Genomic DNA, 22061 nt, shown 5'->3' on the forward strand with positions numbered 1-22061 from the left:
AAAATAAACGACTTTGACTGTATTAGTCTTTTTTGGGGAAATCCTTTTCAAAATCCGATTTATTCACCCAGCCGGTTTCAATAGAGTCGCCTTGCATAAAGCGATTATAAAAATCCTTGACTGCTCCAGAATACTTATACTCATCAAAAATGTATCCTTTGCCAAACATCCTAGGATCCTCTTGTTGCTTCAATTGTTGAAACAAACGTTTCTTGAGTTGTTCATTGACTACCTGATATTCGGGATGAATTGCGAGGTTCTGCATCGCAAAAGGATCAGTGACGCGCTTAAATAGCTCCTCTACAGGTCTTTTTCCAAATGCCAAATCCCAGTTTTTGGAACTCCCATTTTGCCTTCGATCATTCAAAATCTGAGTCTTGGTAGGGCTTCCATCAGTATTTAAGTATCCTGTTTCAGGGTTACCAGCTGGCCATCTGTCTATTTCAAAATTATGCAGGTAAATATACTCAGCAGTGACAATACCACGAATAGGATAGCCTTGATCGTTTGGCCTTCCTACATCATGGCGCTCCTTCCCTATTACAACATGATTTCTTTTAGTATCTATTTGACCTGATTGCTCACTTTTGAAAATATCCATAAAACTCCTTCCAGTAATGGTTGCCATTTTCACAGAGTCTTTCGGAACTTGTGCAGCTTCTAAAAAGGTCGGCGCGAAATCTATAAAACTGATAAAATCATCAACTATTCTCCCTGATTTAGCTATTCCATCTTGCCACATGATCGCCAGTGGAAGATGGTTGGAATATTCATATTCCTGACCTTTGATTCTGGGGAAAGGCATACCATTATCTGCGGTGACCACAATAATTGTGTTGGCCAATTCTCCCCGTCTTTCCAGCTCATCGATCATGCGCTGGAGATGCTGATCGAAGTACTCAATCTCATACGCATAATCCAGCATGTCTGTACGAACTGTATCTGTATCCGGCCAAAAAGGTGGAACCTTGTCAATATCAGAGAGCTTCTTATTTCCTTTGGTCAACCCAGACTGAAATTCATAAGCACGGTGCGGCTCGGTAGATCCATACCAAAAGACAAAGGGTTCATCATCATTCTTTTCATTTAAAAAATCCTCAAAGTTTTTAGCATAATCATTTCCATTGATCTCAGCTGTGGGAGCATCCAACTTAAATTTATTGTATGCAGAACCAGTTAATTCCCGACGTTTTCCATTCACTTCGCCGGGATGGCCTGGTGCCCAGCCTTTCGCAGTGTACCCAGTATGATATCCACTGCTGATCAACTGCTCCATAAACGTGGTAAACTTAGCAGGAAAATCAGGCGAGTGGTTTGCCGCTTCTTCCAGTTGCCAAGAGTTACGCCCAGTCAGAATAGCGGCACGAGATGGCGCGCACTTCGCATTTGGAGTGTAGGCATTCATAAACAAAAGACCCTCCTTTGCTACGTAATCGAATGCAGGCGTACTGACCCACTTGGTGCCATAGGCTCCCATATGAGGAAAGGAAGCATCATCCATTATTGCAAAGAGAATATTGGGACGCTTCGGTTTTGGCTTCTCCGAAGAACCACAAGAATAAAAAAAAGTTAAAATCAATAAAGAGGCTATTACTAGCATTCGATTCATTCTCATGGTCAAAATGGTTTTACTATTAAACTGTGGAGCTTTCAAAAGCTTGAAACTTTTGAATTGATTACTTCAACACTACATCCTCAATGTTACTATTCATATCCCCACGAATAGCAGTGTAAGCAGCGATCATTCCTTCGAGTTTTTCAGGATTTGATTCAGCGACATTGTTCACTTGACCTATGTCATTGGTAAGGTTGTATTGCTGATAGTTTTTATCATTTCCAATTTCGATGTTAACTGATGCAATTTTAGCAGCACCATTATATGGAGGAATCATAATCCACTCATCCTTTCTCAGGGCTGTTCTCCCTGTAGCTTCGAGCATCAATTCAGTTCTACCAACTTTGTCCTCACCGAAGAAAGCAGGCAATAGGTTTTGGCTATCTTCAGCGATATCCGTACTTCCTGTAAGAGAAGCCAAGGAACTTAGAAAATCAACTTGGCAAACCAAGGCATCAGATACCTGCGGTTGTATTTTCCCTTTCCAATAAACAATAAAAGGTACTCGGGTTCCGGCTTCAAAAAGACTGTACTTCCCTCCCCTCAAGGAACCAGCTGGCGTGTGATCACCAAGCTTTTCCACTGCATCATCGTAGTAGCCATCATTCAGTACCGGCCCATTATCACTGGTGAAAATTATCAGTGTATTTTCAAGCAATCCTTCTTCCTCCAGAGTTTTCATAAACTCACCTACCATCCAATCGGCCTCCAAAATCACATCTCCTCTTGGGCCCATGCCTGATTTGCCAACAAACCGTGGGTTTGGCGTTCTAGGCACATGCGGCTGCTGGAATGCATAGTATAGGAAAAACGGGCCATCCTTATGTGACTTCACATAGCTTTGTGCTTTTTCAAGAAAGTGATCCGCCATGTCAACATCTGACCACTTTGCAGCTTCTCCACCTTTCATAAATCCGATTCTAGGAATGCCATTCACGATGCTATTGTTATGGCCGTGATGCCATTTCATCGTAGTCAGCTCTGGATTGTCCTTTCCTGTTGGTTCACCATCAAAATTCTTGTCATAATTCACCTCAATAGGATCATTAGGATCTAGCTTCACAACATCACCATTTTCGATATACACGGTAGGCACACGATCTTGTGTTGCTGCCATTATATAGCTGTAATCGAAACCGACTTCATTTGGACTTGGACTGATATGCTGATTCCAATCTACATTCCCATTTCCCAAACCCAAATGCCATTTCCCCACAACTCCTGTAGCATAGCCTTGACCTTTTAGCATTTTGGGAAGAGTCATCTGCGATGTACTGATCAGCAAGGGGGCCGTACCTGGCAGGATTTTCGCATCCTCATTTCTCCATGGATACACACCTGTGAGTAAAGCATAACGGCTTGGTGTACAAGTGGCTGAAGTTGCGTAGCCATTGGTAAAGCGAATGCCACCATCCGCCAACTTATCAATATTTGGAGTAGAAAGCTCAGTAGCTCCATAAGAGCTCAAATCACCATAACCCAAATCATCCATGTAGATAATGACGATATTAGGCTTGTTGGTTTCCTTTTCAGCTGATTTCTCTTGAGGAGAACTGCAGCCCCAAAGCAGGGACATACCTGTCAATCCAAGAAAAATTGTATACTTAACATTCAGTAACATACCTTTATTAATAACTTTTAAAATACAAATAAACAACTTACTGCATCAAATTCGGTTTGAATGGTTTTGACGAATTCCTTGCTATCTCAACAGCCATTAAACCAAAAGAGGAAAAGATTCGTGACGCGAGCGGATTCATTCAACTACCCCAATTCATTAAGTTAATTAAAAAAACCAATGAGCTTTCACCCATTGGTTTTTTACACTTGAATATGAAGCTAATTTAATCAGCCAATTATGTTAGCATCATCATCCCATTGGATGACAGTACCGCGATCCTCCATCTTGAGGTATTGAGGAATGTATTTTTCTTCTAGCTTAACCCCATGCTTATCCATCACTTGCTGTGGAACCCCGTCCCAGGCATTAGGAGTATTTCCTACGTAACCTATGTATTTCCATCCTGCTTCAGTAGAGAAATATCCTGAGCAAGTAAGATTACGGAGCATATTGAACCAGCGAACAGCACCTTCATACTCTGGTTTTGCTTTGTCCGGCCACGCAACTTCCTCCACAATTGTGATTACTTCAGACTCACTCAGGTCGTTGAATGATTTGCCAAATTTCTCATCAGCTTCGAAATCCAGCCACATCAATCCACCTCTCATCCCAGTCTGATTTCCCGGTTGATCTTTCATCATAAACTCCATAAAATCCACCACCTTTAATTCTGTAGCAGCAGGGGATTCGTCATCTTTTGGCATAATGATATCCACCAAAGTGCTAAGTTTTTTACGCTCATCTTCTGTGAAAAACGTCTCCGAAAGCAACTCTTGATCGCGTTGTTTCTCTTCGGCTGTTCTTCCGCCTATAGTACCTCCAGCTAGTAAAGCGTTTTCAGGCAAAGCCTGCTGCTCAGGTGAACAGCCAGTCAATAATAAACCTGTACCAAAAGATCCGGTAAAGAGTAGTTTGAGATTTTCTCTTCTGTTCATGGTTTAGATATTTTTCTTTTTCAATTCGGAAACAATGTAATCGGAAGTTCTCCAAGCCAAGGCCAAAATGGTCCAAGTTGGGTTTTTATCCGCTTGAGACACAAAAGGCCCCGCATCTACTACGAATAGGTTGTCGCAGTCATGCGACTGGCAGTTTGAGTTCAATACTGAAGTAGCGGGATTATCTCCCATTCGGGTTGTTCCTACTTCGTGGATGATTCTTCCCGGAGCCAATAAACCGTATTTGGTCTCTGGGCCTGGCTTAGAGCCAAGCAAAATACCACCAGATTCAGTTAAGATTTCTTCAAAAGTGTCATGCATGTGTTTAGCCTGCTTAACTTCCTGATCCGTCCAGTTGTAGTTAAATCTAAGAACCGGAATACCGTATTTATCTACAGTATTTGGATCAATCTCACAGTAATTATCATACATCGGTACACTTTCCCCTCTGCCCGACATTCCCATGGTAGAACCATAGATTCTTCTGATGTCTTTTTTCAAACCTACACCATAGCCACCATTTGGACTTGGCTCACCAAATTCGTCCTTGATGTATTTTCTCATGGAATCCATACTCCCACCGGTACCATAGGCAGGTTGACCCATACCTCCCCAGTATTCAATGTGATAGCCCCTGGCAAAATCCAGTTTCTTATTATCTCCCCACCAAGGAGTGTACATATGCAATCCGCCCACCCCATCTTCATTGTATCGTTCACGGTCCATCATACTTGGCACAATTGCCATGCGGTCTGTTCCCGTAGAATCATGCAAGTATCTGCCTACCATTCCAGAGCTGTTCCCGATGCCATCAGGATGTGATTTTGACTTGGAATTCATCATGATTCTTGCAGACTCACAAGCTGATGCACCTAGCACAACCACTCTGGACTGCAGCTTGTATTCTTTCATGTCCACTTTGCTCACAAAAGAAACTCCGGTAGCTTTTCCACTTTCGTCAGTGGTTACTTTTCTTACCATCGAGTGTGTGTAAAGATCAACTTTACCCTTTTTCATTGCAGGATGAACAAGGCAAGTTCCGGCAGAGAAATCTGCATAAACCTGACAGGCTCTATTACACTGACTACAGAAAAAACATACTCCTCTTTCTTTGCTGATAGGACGGGTAAGCATGGATAGACGAGAAGGAATCATTGGAATGCCCACCTTGTCTGCACCCTTTTTCATATAAAGCTCATGCAAGCGGGGCTTTGGAGGAGGAAGGAAAAATCCATCGGGTTCATTATATATCCCTTCTTTGGTACCAAATAAACCAATCAACTTATCCACCTTATCATAATATGGCTTCAAATCCTCGTATCCGATTGGCCAGTTATGACCCAATCCATCAATGCTGGCGCGTTTGAAATCATTAGGTCCAAATCGAAGGGAAATACGTCCCCAGTGATTTGTTCTGCCTCCGACCATTCTAGATCGGAACCAATCGAACTCGGTTCCATTTTTTCTGGTGTACGGTTCTCCTTCGATATCCCAGCCTCCTATGGCCGCATCAAAGTCACCAAATGGACGAATTCGTGTACCTGCCCCTCTTCTTGGGGATTCCCAAGGCGGTCTAAGCTGAGTACGATCTTCCTCCTTAGCTGGATCAAAATCCCCACCTGCTTCTACAACAGCAACTGATAGACCCGCTTCTGAAAGAATTTTGGAGGCCATCCCGCCCCCGGCACCTGAGCCCACAATGATGACATCATAGGCTTCACCAGAATTTTTGATTTGAAAACTCATTAGATAGTATTACTTTTTAAAGTGTTGAGGTTTAAAAAAGAAGTTGATTTCTAATATTCCTTTGGTAGTCTCCTTCTAACCATAAAATAACAAAATTATTTCCTCTCAAACTTCCTAGGTTACCTATTCATCCTCAGACCAAAAAACTCCCAACGTTATATTAAACCGCGGTTATTTTAAATTAACACGTTTATTGGCTGAAAATGACGCCCAAAGCGTCAAGAAGCTTTGGAATCATATTGATCCTGAATTGAGAATATTTTTTTTAGTTTTATATAAATGGAATTTAAACGTTATAAGCAAAACAGGATGATACTTCCATTAGATCCCATTTACAACTGAAAGAAGCGGACAATTGATTTGAATTCATCATGGGTAAAAAAAAGCTATCCAACTCATTTTCAGCAGGCTTAAAAACTCAGCTAAAATATTCCTGTTTTTTTTTCAATATCATTTAGAAAAAAGTGTTTGACGGAAATAAATTTTGCTACATTTGCAACCGATTCATGAGCAAGTCAGGAGTCAAAATTGAAAAAAATAGTAACACCTCGGGGTGTAGCGTAGCCCGGTATCGCGCCTCGTTTGGGACGAGGAGGTCGTAGGTTCGAATCCTGCCACCCCGACCAAAGCCCTTCCAAGGGAAATCAAAAGCCTGTAAATCTACTGATTTACAGGCTTTTCTGTTTTTTAGAGTTTAGTTCATATCAATAAATATCAAATATTATGTGCGTTATTCGGTGACCTATTTTAAAGTGATGTAAAAACCTTTAATACAGTTCATTTGTCATGAAACCAACTAACACATTTGGAATCAGGTTTTTTGTAAAAAATAACCTTATCAAGGACGAGTCAACTACCAAAAGGGCCTGGACAGTTCCGGTCCCAAGGAAATGCTTGCCGGATTTAGGGGCATTCTCCGGACCGACGGCTATAAAGTATATGAATCACTTTACGGGAACCATACGGATATCCTGCTGACTTACTGTATGGCCCATGCAAGACGCTTTTGTCGATGAGGCCAAAGATGACGAAAAACAGGCCAACTATGTCCTGGATGAAATGCAGTTGCTGTATGCCCTGGAGCAGCGGATGAGGGAACTGGAACTGGGCTGGGAGAAACGGACAGTGGAAAGAAAGAAACATGCACGTCCTCTTCTGGACAGGCTGGAGAAATGGCTCTAGGAGAACCAGTACCGGTACAGGCCTCAAAGCCCGATGGGAACAGCCATTGACTATACACTGCCCAGATGGGCGGGACTGAGTGCGTACGAGCTCCTTGGCCAGATGGAGATAGACAGCAATTTGATAGAAAATGCGGTACATCCCCTGGCGGTGGGTAGAAAGACATTTTTGTTCGCAGGATCACATCAGGCCGCTGAGATGGCTACCGGAATGTACTCTTTTATGTCCAGCTGCAAAAAGAACAAAATCAATGAATTTGAATGGCTCAAGGATGTGTTTGAAAGAATCCAGAGCCATAAGCAAAAAGACCTATACCAACTTCTTCCTTCAAACTGGAAACAACACAGGCTTTAACCCATTCTCTGAATTTCCTAGCCTGTGAACTATGGGTCCCTCGGATGGATACATTGCGCATTTTGAAGATACACTTAAAAAAATTTACCGCTTTTCACAAGGCACAATATCCATAAGCCTGAACTTCAAATCAGACATATGTCCACCCGCTGGGGAAGCTGTAGGCCTAAAAGGAAAGTGATTTTAAATCCTGAAGTAATCAAAGCACATAAAGAAAGTATTGAATATGTCATAATACATGAGTTGTATCATTTGATTCACCATAATCATACACATGATTTTTATGCTCTACAGGAAACCATCATGCCAGGATGGAAGGAAAGGCTGGAGCATTCACTTGTTTGATTAGTGCGATTTTATACAACCAAAATCCTTTTCCTCCCACTCAGTTTAGTAACCATTTTCGTGGCGCTGGGTATAATTTTGCCTGCCCTGTCCCCCTACAGTTGTCGGGACTGGGGCCAAGGTAAAATGATAAGTGATATATTTCTTGATGCCATGCCCTACCCTACTATCCTTCGCAATTTGAAATTGGTTTCTTGTTTTAGTTTAAGGATTCTTGGCAGGAAAAATGATAAATATTGGCTGACTACGGCAATTCTACGGGGCAACGCGGACTAAAAAATGAGCCTATTTGCTAAAGAAGCGCTAACAATTGGAGGCAATCAGGAGATTGTGGCTAGTAAGTCTATCTATACCGTTCGTGACAACACTAACGGCGACAAAAGTTATTAGTAGTAGCTGAGATCCTTTTGCAAATCATGTAGGCTTGTTTTTATTTTAAGTCATCTAGTCCAAAATCATTAATTTATTGTTGGGCATTTTTGATATAATTGGGAGATTCGCACTCTTTCCAATACTCGACGATTTTCATCATCATCCTTTTAAGATTTTCAAAACCGTTTGGTTTGACAAAAAATCCTTGGATAGACCTTGAATAAGCATCAATAACATGCTTTTGTTCAGCACTTGTGGAAAAAAAAAGGTAAGGAATGGACTTTAACCTCAAGTCCTCATTGTTATGAACTTTTTCACGTAGTTCTAGTCCATTCAGTTTAGGCATATTTATATCGGAAAGAACCAGAAATGGTTCAACATCTGTCTCAATTAAATATTCCAAGGCATCTTCACCATCTTCAAAAAAAATAAGTTTGTTGCTGTAATTCAGTTGCTTAAAAACCTCAACCAAAATCAGCTGATCGTCCATGTCGTCTTCAATTATGATTATTGGGCCCCTCTTGTTCATTTTTTATAGTTATGTGTATGGGTTAATTGTCCATTTTTTTTAAGCAACGGACTCAAATGGAATGAGGCACAAAGTGTATGTGTGTATAAGTTGGAGAGTGATCATTCACGAAACGGCTAATATATAAAACCCCGCATGAAAATCAAATTCTCCCACTTGGTGAAAAAACATTTCCGTTGGGACTGGGGTCATTTGATCAGACCACATCAGGATCCAAAGTTAAAACAGACTACCTTTTTGAATTAGCCTCGCTCTACTCTCTATCCTTTCCAATCCCGTAAAACTTTCGGATTCAATTGGCTCTTCTGCCTCACCTTTCTCCAATCGCTTTGCTCCCGAATTGCAAGCGCTCGGGATTATAATCTCGAGACAGGCTCTGAAAGAGAAGGTGATTGGCTCTGTTAGCATTAGATTGTAGCGATCAAAACATTTGTATTCCAGTGTTTTTATCTAAAATCAGAAAAGCGAGAGGATTTGCGGTTTTTTGGAGGCTATGGGGGCAACATAAAGCTGAAAGACCTGAAAAACTGAGGTGGGAATTGGGAGGCAAGCCCAAGCAGCTCTCAAAATAGGATGTGGAATAATTTTGGCTAGGACGAATGGGTATTTCAGCTTATAATAAATCTAACCTCTGAAATTAAAACAATTTGTAAATTCACATTTTTACAGACATCAGTTAAATACCATGAAACGATTACGGATTCTCTGTTCGGAAAAAAAGAAGAAAGGGACTTTTAACCGGGATATTATCCATATAGGGGGAGTGAATGGAAACGGCGAGAAATGGACTATTTCAGTCCACGATGCCATTGCAGGAATTCGTTCCAGATTGTATGAATTTTATATAGTGGAGCATTTTATAGAAATAGAAGTGCGCATCACTGGTGATATTGAAAAATCCCTGACTGCAACGGGCCAAGGATACCTGCATAATTTGTTGGATGATCTGCCTGATTGTCCTTGACCAATTTGCAACTCCTCCGTGTATTCCTCGCCACAAGTTCCCCATAGGCAGTTTGTTCAAGAAAATTTTACTGGGATAAAGTTTCTCATATGGCCCATTCGCGCCGCTATTTCGTCAATACGTTCAAGGATGATGAAAAGCAGACCAACTATGTGCTGGATGAAATGCAGCAGCTGTATGCGCTGGAACAGGAGATGAGAGAACAGGAACTGGACTGGAAGCAGCGGGCCGGGGAAAGAAACACGCCCGTCCCATTCTAGACAGGCTGGAGAAATGGCTGAAGGAGAACCAATACAAATACAGACCCAAAAGTCCGATGGGAAAAGCCATCGACTATACCCTGCCCAGATAGGTGGGACTGAGTGCGTATGTGCTACATGGCCAGATGGAAATTGACAGTAATTTGATAGAAAATGCGGTGAGACCCCTGACGGTTGGAAGGAAAGCCTTTCTTTTAGCCGGATCTCATCAGGCAGCGGAGATGGCTGCCGGGATGTGCTCCTTTATGGCCAGCTGGAAAAAGAACAACATTAATAAATTTGAATGGCTGAAGGATGTTTTTGAAAGAATCCAGAGCCATAAGCAAAAAGACCTATATCAACTTCTTCACTCAAACTGGACGCATTACAGGCTTAAACCGATAAACTGAAATCCCTAAACCAAACTTTATGGGATGCTCGGATGGATACTTTGGTTTGCAGATGAAGGGGAGCTTTAGGGCTCTTTTTTATTCTAATCCAAGTTCCTATTCAGCACACGGATCACCAATTTTTTCACGATGTTCATTTTTCCTCTATTTGTTAAGACAGCCTATCAAGTTTCCTTGATGGGATGAAGTTCGTTAAGTTAACCTGTCAGATACTCTTTGATCATAGCTTCCCACTCTTCCCAACTCAAAGAACCACCTGTTCTAATCATCTTCCTTTGTCTTTTCATAGAATACGATTTGTGTAAACCTATTCTAGGACGAGTCGGTTCTTATTACGTATTTTTAATACTACCCCTATTATCTGAAATAGTAATACCCCAAAAAATAATGGAAGATATAAATACATGATCAGGGTTTCTTTATTGGCATTTATCCTGTAGAAGATGGAATGCAGTATTACCAGTACAAACATCAGATAGGTGAAGCGTTGAAAGTTTTTCCACTTGACAGCCTTTAATTCCTTCATAGAATAATTATTAGAAATTGCAATTAGAAAGAGGATGATGAGCGCTCCCAGTAAACCTGTATAATTTGCTATTCCAAAAACACCAAATCTTATCGCATAACCCGCTGAAACTTCTTCAACAAAATAAAGCCAAGGTTTTCCGGTAAAATGCATGAACAATCCAATGACGGAATGAACCAAGGACAATACCCCTCCAAAAACACCTAAATCCCTTCTTAAATATGTTGAAAGAGGGTTTTTTCTGTTTAATATTAAATTTACGGGTCCAATAAGCAGGGATAGCGCCAATAAAAAAATACCAATATAGCCTGATGCATAGGTGATAAAGGGAATAGGACCCATGTTGTCCCATAACTCATAAAATATATAGGTGGAAATGATACTGATTACCGTCAGTGGTAAATAATGGACTTGTAACCTGATTTTAAGAGTACTCATTTAAATTTATGTTATAGTTAGTTGATATGGTCTCTTTGATGATAAATCTCACCACACATTTCTAGAAATTTGCTCTGAATTCCCAATAGCACTTTCCGGAATTACGTCCCTATCCCGTGGTTCCTCAACTGAAAGTCTGTAGCTTTAAAAGCAACCAATAACGCCTCACTTAATCTTAAAGCGAAAACTGTTCACTACTAGGCTTACTGAACTCAAACTCATAGCGAGCGCTGCCAGCATCGGGCTTAACAATATTCTTAAAAAAGAAACAGGACACTTGCGGCAATCGGCACGCCCAAAGTATTGTAAATAAAAGCAAAGAACAAGTTTTGTATGATGTTGCGCATCATATCTTTACTAAGCTTTCTTGCTCTCACAATTCCATCCAAATCCCCTTTTACTAATGTTAGGCTGGCACTGTCTATCGCTACGTCCGATCCTGTTCCCATGGCATTGCCCACATCTGCCTGAGCCAGAGAAGGAGCGTTATTGATGCCATCTCCGGCCATCGCAACCTTTCCTTGCTGATGTAATTCTTTGACTTTATTAAATGTCGTTGAAAGAATCCAGGCCCATAAGCAAAAAGACCTGAACCAACTTCTTCTCTTTAACTGACAGCAGCACAGGCTTAAACCGATTATTTGAAATTCCTAAACTAAAATTTATGGGATGCTCGGATGGATACAGTACTTCTTCAAGAATATTTCAAGATGTGGTTACTCAAGTGGATACGACCCACCGGGAACTTGGCATACCACTCCGGGAAAAGGAACCTAGCGTACTGGAAATCAACAATCCCCGCTAAAGTAATAGGAATACCACTGCTGACTTTTTGGGCTTATCGCTTCTACATTTCCTCCTGAAATCCCGATTCAATCCCCATTAGAACCTCGCCGGTATGGGTCCTGGAATTGAGATCAGTGAAGGTTCTGAACTGCTTGGCCAACTGATAGGAAGTCAATTTTTCCGCCCCCGGAAGCATCCCTGAAATTTTCAATAATTTCGCATCACCGGTTTCTTTTTTCAACTCATTATACCTGAGTATTCCCATGAGATTCTTGTCATTATTTATTCGGACAACCATCGCTGTTGAAGTTCTGATAGAATCAGTTTCAGAGACTCAATTTCCAGTTGGATAAGTTGCTGATTATCGATCAGTTTTTTACTTAAAAAAAACTTCTGGATGGGCTGGTTGGCCCGATGAAATTCTTTGGTGAACCGATTCACATTAAACCCGATCCGATGAATCTCGCCATAAATCTGTGACAGCTGATGCATCACCTGATCCAATGCAACATTATGATAGCAGAGTTTCACCTGTCTGTTTTCCAGAATGTCTCTAACAATCTCTCTCATGGTAAGGCCGGTGACTGCTCAAGTAGACTTTTAAGATGCACATATTTCTCCCTCGAAATTCTGCATTGTACCTGTACCATTTTTTGCGGCTTTTACTTTTGCCATAGTAAATCCTTTTGATGATTGAAAATCGGCGACTCCGGAGCAGATCAAGATGGATTGTGTATACAATCCTACATCTTGCTGACTGCACCACCGCGCAGTCCTTTCCCTTGCAAGGCTTAATGTCAGAAGCATTAAGTCTTCTCAAAACATCCCTTTAATTCTAATTCTCAAGATTCCATAACCATTGGAAAGCGGCTGTTTTCCAGTCCTGTAAAGGCAGCCCGTTTTCATTCCTCCATCCCATAGCCAGGTAATAGAACTAAAACACTTCCCCTTCTTCTGAAGCGAAATCCTAAGAGATAAAAAAAATGTTGACCTCTTCAAGTCGCGGACCCACAGATCCGAATTCCGGTGATTAGAGATTTTTGCAGAGCATGGCTTATGTCGTTTGATTGAAATCAAACTTCAAGACTTTAAACTTGCCGTATTCAGAAGGTATACGAAAGGTGGGGAAAGGAAACCGATCAAATAGATATCCCAACTATAATCAATACCAGATAAAAACTAAGTATAAGATTAGGATAGATCTCTACTCTTATTTCCGAATTTGTCCAAAAAAAGGATATGCCCTAAAATTTTATTTTGTACCTGTTGCATGGCCATTCTTCAAAAGGAAATTCTCAGAATCCTCAATCATCTTAAAATAATTGAGAAAATACCCTTTTCGATAATGACAAATAGGATGACCTGCCCCCTAGTAAAGTTTCAACACACAATCCCGAAACTTTTCAGCAGTGATTTATAATATTCTGCTGTCTCCATAGGTAAAGAACGGTCTTCCGTTCCTACTAGAATTAAAGATGGAGGTGTCTTTTCAGTTACATTGTGTAAAGGGGAAATATCCCTATACCTGACACAAGAACTCTAACCTAGTACAACTACACGGAACGCATCCCTACAATCTTTAGTCCTATATGGATGGGAAAACCCAAACTATAGGGATAACCAACTTTTTCACCTTTTATAGGTGCAAAACCCTGTACAGAGTGGTTAAATGTAATTTTATAAATAAACAGAGGCTATCCCATCTTTGGGACAGCCTCCATTTTTATATCCTGGTAAAAAAATGCCATATACCTTACAGAATTTGACCTGCAAGGCTGAGAATTGGTCTTAGGTAAAAGAGTGAAGTATGACAAAAGGAATTTCCAAATATGAAAAATTATTTCTACGAATTACAAATAACCCGAAGGTTCAAAGGCTAAGCTTGGCCAATACCGGCAAATGATCAGATGCATAATGTTCCTGAATCACCTCATGGAGCATGGTCTGAATTTTAAATCCCTTGGAATACAAAATAAAGTCAATCGCCTTTCTAGGGGTGACTACCGGAATTGTATTGGGACATCCCTGCTCGCAAGTCCAGTCAAAAGTCTCATCCAGATGAGCCATAGTCATACTACTTGCCTCCACATTGAAGTCTCCTACAAGAATTATCGGCAATTCTTCTTTTTCAAAATACGTGGTAATTGCTTTGGCCTGGGCTAGTGTGTTAGTATCACTGGTAAAGTCCAAATGTATGTTTCCAAACCTAACCTGAACATCACCTGGCAAAGTCACAGTAAGGACGGACAGGATTCTTCTTTCGGTTCCTGCTTCCTCAGGTAAAGGAATCGTTTCCATTTCTGAGATAGGGTGTTTAGAGAGTATTGCAGTTCCGTATGCCCCACCTCTATAATCAATGCCCTTTGAGAAATAGAACTTCATTCCCGTGAGCTCTGCAAGCTTTGCAGCTTGGTCCAGATGCATACCGGACCGCTCATTATTCACATCAATCTCCTGCAAGCCTACCAATTCCGCATTTGAATCCAAGATCACCTTCGCTATACCATCCACATCTATAAGACCGGGCTTACTTGGGGGATTGCAATGATGCACATTATAACTTAGCACCTTAATTTCCTGTCCTTCTTGAATGTTTAATTGATCAATGGGATCTTTTTCGATCCTAGATTCTTGAGCATTCGCACAGGAATAAATCAAACCAGTCAGGAGTAGTATTGTAAATAAGCGTAGTCTTTGCATAAGGGTTTTAGAAGTAAAACAATAAAAGATTCAATTGAATTTGAGAGTCAAATCTGCCTCCAGTGGTAGGTGATCTGAATACTGAATAGTTGAAGGCACTTTGACATGGGTTACCTTCGTGCTATAGTCTTTACTGATCCAGATATAGTCTATCTTTTTGGAAGGATTTATGACTGGAAAAGTGTTTTCTATTTTATCATCCGCCATTTTCATTTGCTGTGAAAATAATCCGATTTCTTCAGTCCCGGGCTCTGCGTTAAAATCACCCGTGAGGATCAGTGGTAAGTCAGAATCAAGAAATTCCAGCGTTTCACTCGCCTGAATCAATCTCGTAGATTGATCCAGGGCAAGGTGAACTGTGGCAAAGACAAGCTCTTTTCTATTCGGCAAGGAAATTTTGGCAGAGAGCAATGCCAAGGATTTTTTCTTGCCATTTTTTATAGAAGTGATTTGGTTATGTTCTTCACTGATAATCGGATGTTTGGACAGTATTCCCAAACCGTACGCACCGCCGTCGTATTCAAAATGCCTTTGAAAAGCATAATGCATTCCGGTAATTTCTGCCAGAATCTTCATTTGATCCACACTTCCAGAGCGGTTGCACATGCTATCCACTTCTTGTAAACCCACCAGATCTGCATTGGAGACTTTGATATATTCCCCCATTTCCTCTAGCGTATTTACCTCATTCTTATCTGCACCGTGATGGATGTTATAAGAAATAACTTTTAAGGATTGCGCTGAAGAGCAATGCACATGAAGTAAGATTACAAACAGGACAAGAAGATGGCATTTGAAAGTCATAGCGGGAATTTTAACTTAGTCTTGATTCGTAGTTACTATAAATTCAGTCTGTAAACCGGAATCAGGTGTTACCAGTAAATTCTCTACCAACACCTTAATTTTTACTTCCTCTGGATATTTCCAAACAGCTTTTAGGATCACTTGAACTGAATCCTGAGCAGGAATAGTCACCCTTCCCAATGGCGCACCTTCTATATCATATGCCGCTTGCATTTTGGTCTCAAAGGGAATATCACTGGAATTTACAAAGTTTACAATCAAAAGAGGTTCGGCTTTCCGCAGCTTACGTTCAGTGCTCACTTGGATAGCGGATTTGAAAAGGGCTTCAGCTTCTGGCTGCCTGGCAACAACATAGTCGCCAAAATATAAGGCAGTTCTCTTGGCAAATAAGGCTTCCTCCACGCCTTCAGCAGTTTTTTCTTTTGCAAAAACCAAAGTCATAGGTCTATGGGTATCCTTGTACCTTGGATGGTTATCATAATGCTCATCAGTATTGCAGAGCATGGTGAGGTTATGTTCCATAGCAATCCTATGCGCAATCACATTGTATTTACCGGAATTGACGACTTCCACCCCTTTAAGAATATCCAAATCCAATAATTCTCGGTGAAAGGAAGTAAACAGCAGCGTATCTTTCTTATCCCACCACCCCCAGCTCGGATGATTATACACCACAAAAGCATTTTGCTTCTTGGCAGCGAGGAATGGTCCCATCAGCTGATCATGAGTAATGCTGTCTTTCATCACAAACTCCGCCTTACCACTCTTCATATACTCCGTAGGAAGAGCATTGGCATCTTCCAGAAATAGCGCATTGTGATGATACGGGGCTACTCTTGGGGATATTTCCACTCCTTTAATAATAATCAGGCCTTTTCCTTTAGCTGCTATAGTAGCGATTTCATAAGACTTATTGTAATCCTTCTCTACGAGATCCGGAAAGCCTTCGTAGTCGATGTGTTCTGTAAGAGAAATCACATCCAGATCATCCCGGATGGCTTCATTCACCCGAAACGTTGGCCAAACATGTCCATCAGAAAAGACGGTGTGCATATGAAAATCACCTTTTAGGGTATAAAATCCAGGAATATCGGGAAGGATAACCGAACTTTTTTGTGCGAATGAAACACTGCTGATGACCATGGTCATCAGGAGTAATAATCTAACTTTTAGTTGCATAGGTTTTGTTGAAAAATTGATCAATCCCAACCTGGGTTTTGCTCCAGATTTGGATTAAGGACTATATCTGTATTTGAGATCGGGTGCAGGTATTTTTTCTCGGAAAAATCCCTATCCTCATCATCTCTCCAGATCAAATGTCCTTTGATCCCTGCAGAAAGCTGAGATGCGCTGCCATCAATGATAAAGTAGATGACACCGGCAACTTTTGAGTCCGGCACTGTTTGTACAAAAGCTACATCAGGTGTATCATTGCCATCAAGATCCATCGGTATATTCAAGCCTGGAACGTAGATTCCTTTCCACGGCATTTCTATCAATTCTCCTTTCTTCCAGCGGAGCAAATCATCGTAGCGGAATCCCTCATAGCAAAGCTCAATGGATCTTTCCCTTCTGATCTCAAGCAAAAACTTATCACTTATGCCCGGAAAATAGGTGTTTTGAAGGTAGCTATCGGCAGTGGACGGCACCACTGCATTTACACCTGCCCGCTCACGAAGGGGAGCAATGGTTTGCTTCCATACACTTTCATCAAACTGTCCGAGTTCTGCCTTTGCCTCTGCATAATTCAACAGAATTTCTGCATATCGGATCAATGGAATGGAGTTATTAGATTCAGATATCCCATCTAATGCTTTATTGTCCAGACTATGTTTCAAAATATGATATCCAGTGAAGGTATATCCGAAATTTGGAGGTGCTGGACTTCCGTCATTTCTGGTGTACCCAAGTGAACGAACTGTCTGACCAAGTCTATAATCCCGGTTTTTCATTTCATCCACAAATACCAATTCGTCAAACCCTTCCTTTTCCGAAAAACGGGTTCCATCCGTCATCAGATAAGTATTGACAAATTGCTTGTTCAATCCCCAGCGTGCGCCATAGGTAGCGCTGTTGAATTTCCAGGTGATATTATGCCATCTTCTTAATGCGTTGTTATATACCACAGCTAGCATTACTTCCGAATTAACTGGATTTTCACTGGTAAATAATACCCTATAATCACTCGCCGGGTTTCCGGTGCTGTAGATAGAATACATTCCAGTTCCAATTATTTTATTAGCTGCATCCGCTGCTTCTGCCAAGAATTCATTTGCCGAACCACTAAGTCCTGCTTCAGGGTGGTATTTCCTGAAGGTTCCTTCGAAAAGCGCAACTCTTGACTTGAATGCCAATGCTACCTGTCGGGTAACCATAGAAGAAGTATTATTCTTCGTATCCCGGATATGCTCCACTGCGAAATTCAAGTCATCCATCACGTTGGCCATTACCAACTCACGTGGGTCCCTAGGCTTATATAATTCTTCTTCATCTGAAGTATCCAATGTTTTTCCATACCAAGGTACATCACCATAGCGTTTTACCTTTTCGAAATAAAACCATGCACGGAAAAACCTTGCGATGCCTTCATAGTGATCTCTGGCTTCCTGTGGAATGACTTCCTGATCAAAATTTTCGAGAAAATAGTTAATGTTCCTTAGATCTGTCCAGTTCCATGCTCCTTCATCTACCGAGGAGTAGGTTCCCGAGATGAAAGTCGGAGATTGATTTTTTGAGGTAAAATCTCCCATTTCATCATTTTGAACTACTTCAAGACCTCCTGGAAGCATCCTTTGGTAGAATGAAGTGGTATATAATTCCAGATCTTTTTCTGATTGGAAAAAGGTATTTGGCACAAGTCTATCGACAGGCTCAGTATCCAGAAAGTCCTCGCAAGAGCTGAATGACATAATGGAAAGTAGTGCCGTAGAAAGTATTATCAATGATTTTTTCATAATCAAGTAGATTCAATAATTAGAAAGAAAGATTCAAACCCACAGTATAGGTTTTGAGCATAGGATAGGCATCGCCCTGTCCATGGCTATTCGTCATACCTCCTGTGGGAGCTTCGATGATTTCGGGATCAAAATTATCCGTGTGTTTGTAGAGACCGGAGAAGGTTAGGATATTCTGTCCACTCACATAGACCAGTGCCTTCTTCATTCCTATTTTGCTTAAGAGATGAGCAGGAATAGAGTAATCCAACGTCACATTTTTCAAGCGTAAGTAGCTGGCATCCTGTAAATATCTTGTTTGTGGTGCGCCAAGCGATCTGCTGGTTCTCAACGCAGTATATCCTCTGAGTCTTGGGAAATAGGCATCAGGATTCTCTTCTGTCCAAATATCATCCATCATCATTTTTGGCTGGAAACCATACGGCCTGTTGTATGGACCGTAGAATAGATCCGCCTCAGGTGCGAAATACCAATCACGCTTGCCTACTCCCTGTAAGAATGCTGAGATCCCAAAGCCATTCCAGTTACCGGAAAGTGTAAATCCAAACTGATATCTCGGCGCACTGTTGCCGATGATTCTTCTATCGCCAGGATTATCTAAAGTATTTGTCCCTTGATTTATAACCCCATCATTGTTCAGATCTGCATACTTCAAATCACCGGCTAGCCATTGTCTGTTGTTTGAGTTGACCAGGAAGCTTTGATCTGCATGATTGGCGACATCTTCTTCAGATGTGAAAAAACCCAACGTTTCATATCCCCAGATTTCTCCGATTTTTGAGCCCTCATAATAGGTGCTTGAGATCAGTTTGTTGGGATTGTTGAACTTCGTGATTTCTGCCCGACTGTCCCATAGAGAACCTGAAATACTATAGCTGAAAGGTTTTGAACCCAAGGCGAATTCATCTCTCCATGCCATGGTATATTCCCAGCCTTTTGTAGAAAGGTCAGCAAAGTTGCCGTAAGGAACCGTCGCTCCGAATACATTTGGAAGAGGTTCACCATAGGTAAACATGTCCGTGGTCAATCGATTATACCAATCAAAGCTTAGTGTGAATTTGCCAGAAAACAAGGAAGCATCCATACCTATGTCAAAGGTGGTGGCCTTCTCCCAAGTCAAGCCATTTGGAATCGCACCAGGCAGGTAGGTATAACCTTTCTGTATTCCATCTAAAATCACACTGGTCTTGGCTACTGTCATTGTTTCCATATAGCGATAGGGTGCTACATTTCCATTGCCTAACGTTCCATAGGAAGAGCGGATCTTCAGATTGTCCAACCAGTTTTTTGTATTGCTCATGAAGCCTTCCTCAGAAACATTCCATCCTGCCGACACTGAAGGGAAGAATCCAAAGCGCTGGTCACTTGGGAATTTGGATGAGCCATCATAGCGTCCATTGAATTCCAACAAGTATTTCTCTTTAAAACGGTAGTTTAACCGATAAAAGACGCCCATGTATTTCCATTCACTTCCGCCACCCCGTATAGTATAATTGAGCCCATCCAATAGATTAAAATCAGGCTTGGTCTCTACCAGTAATCCATCCCGCTGGGAATCTAGATTTTCTAGTCGGTTGCTCTCCACATTATAACCCATCAGCAAGGTGAAGTCATGCACCTCATTCAAGTTCTTCTTAAACTCGGTGGTGATATTTGATCCCCAATAGGTGGTCTCATCCGTAAGTTGACGGAGTAAGCTTTGCCCGAAGCGGGAGGATTGATCAGGGGCTGTACTAAAGTCCACGAAATTATTGTAGCGAACGTCTTTGTTGAAATTCTTGGAGAAGGTGAAATTGGCTTTGAAAGTCACAAGATCGCCAAAGGGAGTTGCTGTAAGCGAGGGTGTGTTTCTGATAAAGAATTTACTCTGATCTGACTTGCTGCTGCCATCCACATAAGAAGCTCCTATGTAAGACCCTGATCGTGTAAAGCTACCGTCTGGGTTTTGCATCACCGCCATAGGAAAGCCCTGCACGGCCAAGTATCTCCAAATCCCGGCATCGCCATTTGCAAGGAGTGGATACTCGTATTTATAAGTGCTAAGATCAAAATTGTTTTCGAGAGACAACCAATCTGTAATGTTTACTGCTCCTTTTGCACGGAGGTTGTATTTGTTGAAGTTATCCGAAGAATAGTTAAAAATCCCGTCCTGGTGATAGTAAAGTCCTGAAATATAATAGCTTGCCTTATCAGATGCACCTGATGCGCTGATAGATGCCTCCGTAGCCGGCATATTGTCTTTGTGCAGGTATTTGAACCAATCAGTATTCCCGAAATATTCATACCTGTTCAGTTCTTCATTAAAAACCGTCTCTGGGAGATTTGGGTTTTCGTTGTGGTTTTTAAGTTCTTCCAAGTATTCTAGGGAAAAAGGAAAAATACTATTTACAGAGATCGGATGGGTTTTGTAATCGTACCATGCAAAGAATGCCTCATCAAAATTCTTAGCCCATTCATAGCCATTTGTAACGAGATTGGGCACTACTGTCCGTTGATTGACCGAATGGCTGATTTTGACATCCACACCAGAAGATCCCTTTTTAGGGTTTTTGGTAGTAATCAAAACCACTCCAAAAGCTGCTCTAGAACCATAGACTGCTGCCGAAGAAGCATCCTTCAGGATAGTTACACTTTCCACATCATTAGGATTCACCAAGTTGGCATCTCCCTCTACCCCATCGATTAATACCAACGCATCCCCGCCTGCACCTATGGAAGTAGCACCACGGATATTGAAAGCTGCTGAACGAGTGGGGCTTCCATCCACCATTTTGATATTCAAGTTGGGCAGAGCGCCCTGTAGCATTCTGGTCAAGTTTGGCGAAGGCCTATTTTCAATAGCCTCTGACCCAATCTGAGAAACAGCACCCGTCAGATTGATTTTTTTCTGCGTACCATAACCTACCACCACTACTTCTGCCAGCTCTTGAGGAATTAGCAAAAAAGCCATTTCACCTTCTCTGATAGTAATCACCTCTGGATTATACCCCAAAGCTGAAGCTTTGATCTCTTTACCTATAAGGGTTTCATCAATTTCCAGAGACCAATTTCCATCTAGATCTGCCATGGCACCTTGGCTGGTTTCGGATATAAAAACACTTGCTCCCATGATGGGCTCTTGAGTCTCTACGTCCAATATCCTTCCTGAGATTTTGACTTTCACTTCAATCGCTTCTTGGGACTTCTTACCTGTTTGTTTTACTGCAATAGATTCATTGACCTGCTTAAATGCAAGCCTAGTCTGGGCTGCAACTTCATAAAGCAAGGTTTCCAGATCATCATTGCCTGAAAGTTCGATTTTTTTGTTCTCTACCACTTCAGGATTGAAGTGAAACCTAAATTCAGATTGTTTTTCCACCAGGTGAAAAAAATCCAGAACTGAGGTTTTTTTTGACTGTATTGTAATCTGTGTCAGATTAAGATGTTGCGCATATGAGTTATTGGCCAAAGCCAAACCACTCAGGCAATAAGTCATCGTGAAGACTACCATGAGGCACTTGGATGTATCCCACATGAGTTGTAGTAATTTTTTTTTCATAAT

The 22061-nt window shown here is 41.4% G+C and carries 20 protein-coding genes, 1 tRNA gene and 2 pseudogenes; 9 read left to right on the forward strand and 14 right to left on the reverse strand.

From position 1 onward, the window contains the following. Positions 1-22: 22 nt before the first annotated feature. The 4 genes from U3A58_RS08560 to U3A58_RS08575 all read right to left on the reverse strand — a co-directional run bounded on the left by U3A58_RS08560 (position 23) and on the right by U3A58_RS08575 (position 5917). Positions 23-1615 (reverse strand): sulfatase family protein, encoded by a 1593-nt coding sequence (locus tag U3A58_RS08560; protein ID WP_323823001.1) that lies wholly within the window; start codon positions 1613-1615, stop codon positions 23-25. 61 nt (positions 1616-1676) lie between these two features. Then, the gene (locus U3A58_RS08565; RefSeq protein ID WP_416377292.1) at positions 1677-3236 is read right to left on the reverse strand and encodes a sulfatase family protein; all 1560 of its coding nucleotides are present in this window, start codon (positions 3234-3236) and stop codon (positions 1677-1679) included. Positions 3237-3463: 227 nt separating this feature from the next. Next, a complete protein-coding gene (locus tag U3A58_RS08570; RefSeq protein WP_323823002.1) occupies positions 3464-4171 on the reverse strand; it encodes a gluconate 2-dehydrogenase subunit 3 family protein in 708 nt (235 codons plus the stop codon). 3 nt (positions 4172-4174) lie between these two features. Next, entirely contained in the window at positions 4175-5917 is a 1743-nt protein-coding gene (locus U3A58_RS08575; RefSeq protein WP_323823003.1) for a GMC family oxidoreductase, read from the reverse strand. A gap of 549 nt (positions 5918-6466) precedes the next feature. Between U3A58_RS08575 and U3A58_RS08580 the strand changes: the two genes are divergently transcribed. The 5 genes and pseudogenes from U3A58_RS08580 (at position 6467) to U3A58_RS08600 (ending at position 7798) form a co-directional block, all read left to right on the forward strand. Then, positions 6467-6543, forward strand: a tRNA-Pro gene (locus tag U3A58_RS08580). Between the two features lie 264 nt (positions 6544-6807). Further along, a complete protein-coding gene (locus tag U3A58_RS08585; RefSeq protein ID WP_323823004.1) occupies positions 6808-6933 on the forward strand; it encodes an IS66 family transposase in 126 nt (41 codons plus the stop codon). Positions 6934-6976: 43 nt separating this feature from the next. Next, a pseudogene (locus U3A58_RS08590) lies at positions 6977-7237 on the forward strand (IS66 family transposase); the annotation flags it as partial. A gap of 84 nt (positions 7238-7321) precedes the next feature. After that, positions 7322-7453, forward strand: a complete 132-nt coding sequence (locus tag U3A58_RS08595) for a transposase domain-containing protein (RefSeq protein ID WP_323823126.1) — start codon at positions 7322-7324, stop codon at positions 7451-7453. A gap of 108 nt (positions 7454-7561) precedes the next feature. After that, positions 7562-7798 carry a M48 metallopeptidase family protein gene (locus U3A58_RS08600; RefSeq protein ID WP_416377295.1) on the forward strand — a complete coding sequence of 79 codons (237 nt, stop codon included), beginning with the start codon at positions 7562-7564 and terminating at the stop codon, positions 7796-7798. Positions 7799-8261: 463 nt separating this feature from the next. Here U3A58_RS08600 and U3A58_RS08605 read toward each other — a convergent pair whose 3' ends face one another. After that, complete coding sequence (locus tag U3A58_RS08605; protein WP_323823006.1) at positions 8262-8699, reverse strand: response regulator; 438 nt, start codon at positions 8697-8699, stop codon at positions 8262-8264. Between the two features lie 685 nt (positions 8700-9384). Between U3A58_RS08605 and U3A58_RS08610 the strand changes: the two genes are divergently transcribed. The 3 genes and pseudogenes from U3A58_RS08610 (at position 9385) to U3A58_RS08620 (ending at position 10312) form a co-directional block, all read left to right on the forward strand. Further along, the gene (locus U3A58_RS08610) at positions 9385-9663 is read left to right on the forward strand and encodes a hypothetical protein (RefSeq protein WP_323823007.1); all 279 of its coding nucleotides are present in this window, start codon (positions 9385-9387) and stop codon (positions 9661-9663) included. Between the two features lie 89 nt (positions 9664-9752). After that, positions 9753-10084 (forward strand): annotated as a pseudogene (locus U3A58_RS08615) (IS66 family transposase); the annotation flags it as partial. An 84-nt stretch (positions 10085-10168) separates the two neighbouring features. Next, positions 10169-10312 (forward strand): transposase domain-containing protein, encoded by a 144-nt coding sequence (locus U3A58_RS08620; protein WP_323823127.1) that lies wholly within the window; start codon positions 10169-10171, stop codon positions 10310-10312. 307 nt (positions 10313-10619) lie between these two features. Here the strand turns inward: U3A58_RS08620 and U3A58_RS08625 are convergent, their stop codons facing one another. Both U3A58_RS08625 and U3A58_RS08630 read right to left on the reverse strand, forming a co-directional pair. After that, complete coding sequence (locus tag U3A58_RS08625) at positions 10620-11276, reverse strand: hypothetical protein (RefSeq protein WP_323823008.1); 657 nt, start codon at positions 11274-11276, stop codon at positions 10620-10622. Between the two features lie 257 nt (positions 11277-11533). After that, complete coding sequence (locus U3A58_RS08630) at positions 11534-11785, reverse strand: hypothetical protein (RefSeq protein WP_323823009.1); 252 nt, start codon at positions 11783-11785, stop codon at positions 11534-11536. A 155-nt stretch (positions 11786-11940) separates the two neighbouring features. On the opposite strand from U3A58_RS08630, the gene U3A58_RS08635 reads away from it, so the two are divergent. Continuing rightward, positions 11941-12081: a hypothetical protein gene (locus U3A58_RS08635; protein ID WP_323823010.1), complete on the forward strand. Its 141-nt coding sequence runs from the start codon at positions 11941-11943 to the stop codon at positions 12079-12081. A gap of 42 nt (positions 12082-12123) precedes the next feature. On the opposite strand, the gene U3A58_RS08640 is transcribed toward U3A58_RS08635, so the two are convergent. The 7 genes from U3A58_RS08640 to U3A58_RS08670 form a co-directional block, all read right to left on the reverse strand. Further along, the gene (locus U3A58_RS08640; protein WP_323823011.1) at positions 12124-12360 is read right to left on the reverse strand and encodes a hypothetical protein; all 237 of its coding nucleotides are present in this window, start codon (positions 12358-12360) and stop codon (positions 12124-12126) included. Continuing rightward, a complete protein-coding gene (locus U3A58_RS08645) occupies positions 12345-12632 on the reverse strand; it encodes a hypothetical protein (RefSeq protein ID WP_323823012.1) in 288 nt (95 codons plus the stop codon). The genes U3A58_RS08640 and U3A58_RS08645 overlap by 16 nt, the downstream gene beginning before the upstream one ends. A gap of 1299 nt (positions 12633-13931) precedes the next feature. Then, the gene (locus U3A58_RS08650) at positions 13932-14762 is read right to left on the reverse strand and encodes an endonuclease/exonuclease/phosphatase family protein (RefSeq protein ID WP_323823013.1); all 831 of its coding nucleotides are present in this window, start codon (positions 14760-14762) and stop codon (positions 13932-13934) included. Positions 14763-14792: 30 nt separating this feature from the next. Next, a complete protein-coding gene (locus tag U3A58_RS08655) occupies positions 14793-15566 on the reverse strand; it encodes an endonuclease/exonuclease/phosphatase family protein (protein ID WP_323823014.1) in 774 nt (257 codons plus the stop codon). A gap of 15 nt (positions 15567-15581) precedes the next feature. After that, positions 15582-16745 carry an Sb-PDE family phosphodiesterase gene (locus U3A58_RS08660; RefSeq protein WP_323823015.1) on the reverse strand — a complete coding sequence of 388 codons (1164 nt, stop codon included), beginning with the start codon at positions 16743-16745 and terminating at the stop codon, positions 15582-15584. 20 nt (positions 16746-16765) lie between these two features. Beyond that, positions 16766-18520 carry a RagB/SusD family nutrient uptake outer membrane protein gene (locus tag U3A58_RS08665; RefSeq protein ID WP_323823016.1) on the reverse strand — a complete coding sequence of 585 codons (1755 nt, stop codon included), beginning with the start codon at positions 18518-18520 and terminating at the stop codon, positions 16766-16768. 19 nt (positions 18521-18539) lie between these two features. Continuing rightward, positions 18540-22058, reverse strand: coding sequence for a SusC/RagA family TonB-linked outer membrane protein (locus U3A58_RS08670; protein ID WP_323823017.1), 3519 nt, complete (start codon positions 22056-22058; stop codon positions 18540-18542). Positions 22059-22061 lie beyond the last annotated feature (3 nt).

Origin of the sequence: Algoriphagus persicinus (assembly GCF_035156415.1) — a bacterium.
GTDB lineage: Bacteria > Bacteroidota > Bacteroidia > Cytophagales > Cyclobacteriaceae > Algoriphagus > Algoriphagus persicinus.

What these genes read in the sequence shown, in the direction of transcription:
- U3A58_RS08575 (WP_323823003.1), bottom strand. Translation starts at nt 5,917, where the DNA reads ATGAGTTTTCAAATCAAAAATTCTGGTGAAGCCTATGATGTCATCATT.
- U3A58_RS08570 (WP_323823002.1), bottom strand. Translation starts at nt 4,171, where the DNA reads ATGAACAGAAGAGAAAATCTCAAACTACTCTTTACCGGATCTTTTGGT.
- U3A58_RS08670 (WP_323823017.1), bottom strand. Translation starts at nt 22,058, where the DNA reads ATGAAAAAAAAATTACTACAACTCATGTGGGATACATCCAAGTGCCTC.
- U3A58_RS08665 (WP_323823016.1), bottom strand. Translation starts at nt 18,520, where the DNA reads ATGAAAAAATCATTGATAATACTTTCTACGGCACTACTTTCCATTATG.
- U3A58_RS08625 (WP_323823008.1), bottom strand. Translation starts at nt 11,276, where the DNA reads ATGAGTACTCTTAAAATCAGGTTACAAGTCCATTATTTACCACTGACG.
- U3A58_RS08585 (WP_323823004.1), top strand. Translation starts at nt 6,808, where the DNA reads ATGCTTGCCGGATTTAGGGGCATTCTCCGGACCGACGGCTATAAAGTA.
- U3A58_RS08610 (WP_323823007.1), top strand. Translation starts at nt 9,385, where the DNA reads ATGAAACGATTACGGATTCTCTGTTCGGAAAAAAAGAAGAAAGGGACT.
- U3A58_RS08645 (WP_323823012.1), bottom strand. Translation starts at nt 12,632, where the DNA reads ATGAGAGAGATTGTTAGAGACATTCTGGAAAACAGACAGGTGAAACTC.
- U3A58_RS08595 (WP_323823126.1), top strand. Translation starts at nt 7,322, where the DNA reads ATGTCCAGCTGCAAAAAGAACAAAATCAATGAATTTGAATGGCTCAAG.
- U3A58_RS08560 (WP_323823001.1), bottom strand. Translation starts at nt 1,615, where the DNA reads ATGAGAATGAATCGAATGCTAGTAATAGCCTCTTTATTGATTTTAACT.
- U3A58_RS08620 (WP_323823127.1), top strand. Translation starts at nt 10,169, where the DNA reads ATGGCCAGCTGGAAAAAGAACAACATTAATAAATTTGAATGGCTGAAG.
- U3A58_RS08565 (WP_416377292.1), bottom strand. Translation starts at nt 3,236, where the DNA reads ATGTTACTGAATGTTAAGTATACAATTTTTCTTGGATTGACAGGTATG.
- U3A58_RS08640 (WP_323823011.1), bottom strand. Translation starts at nt 12,360, where the DNA reads ATGGTTGTCCGAATAAATAATGACAAGAATCTCATGGGAATACTCAGG.
- U3A58_RS08635 (WP_323823010.1), top strand. Translation starts at nt 11,941, where the DNA reads ATGGGATGCTCGGATGGATACAGTACTTCTTCAAGAATATTTCAAGAT.
- U3A58_RS08630 (WP_323823009.1), bottom strand. Translation starts at nt 11,785, where the DNA reads ATGGCCGGAGATGGCATCAATAACGCTCCTTCTCTGGCTCAGGCAGAT.
- U3A58_RS08650 (WP_323823013.1), bottom strand. Translation starts at nt 14,762, where the DNA reads ATGCAAAGACTACGCTTATTTACAATACTACTCCTGACTGGTTTGATT.
- U3A58_RS08605 (WP_323823006.1), bottom strand. Translation starts at nt 8,699, where the DNA reads ATGAACAAGAGGGGCCCAATAATCATAATTGAAGACGACATGGACGAT.
- U3A58_RS08655 (WP_323823014.1), bottom strand. Translation starts at nt 15,566, where the DNA reads ATGACTTTCAAATGCCATCTTCTTGTCCTGTTTGTAATCTTACTTCAT.
- U3A58_RS08660 (WP_323823015.1), bottom strand. Translation starts at nt 16,745, where the DNA reads ATGCAACTAAAAGTTAGATTATTACTCCTGATGACCATGGTCATCAGC.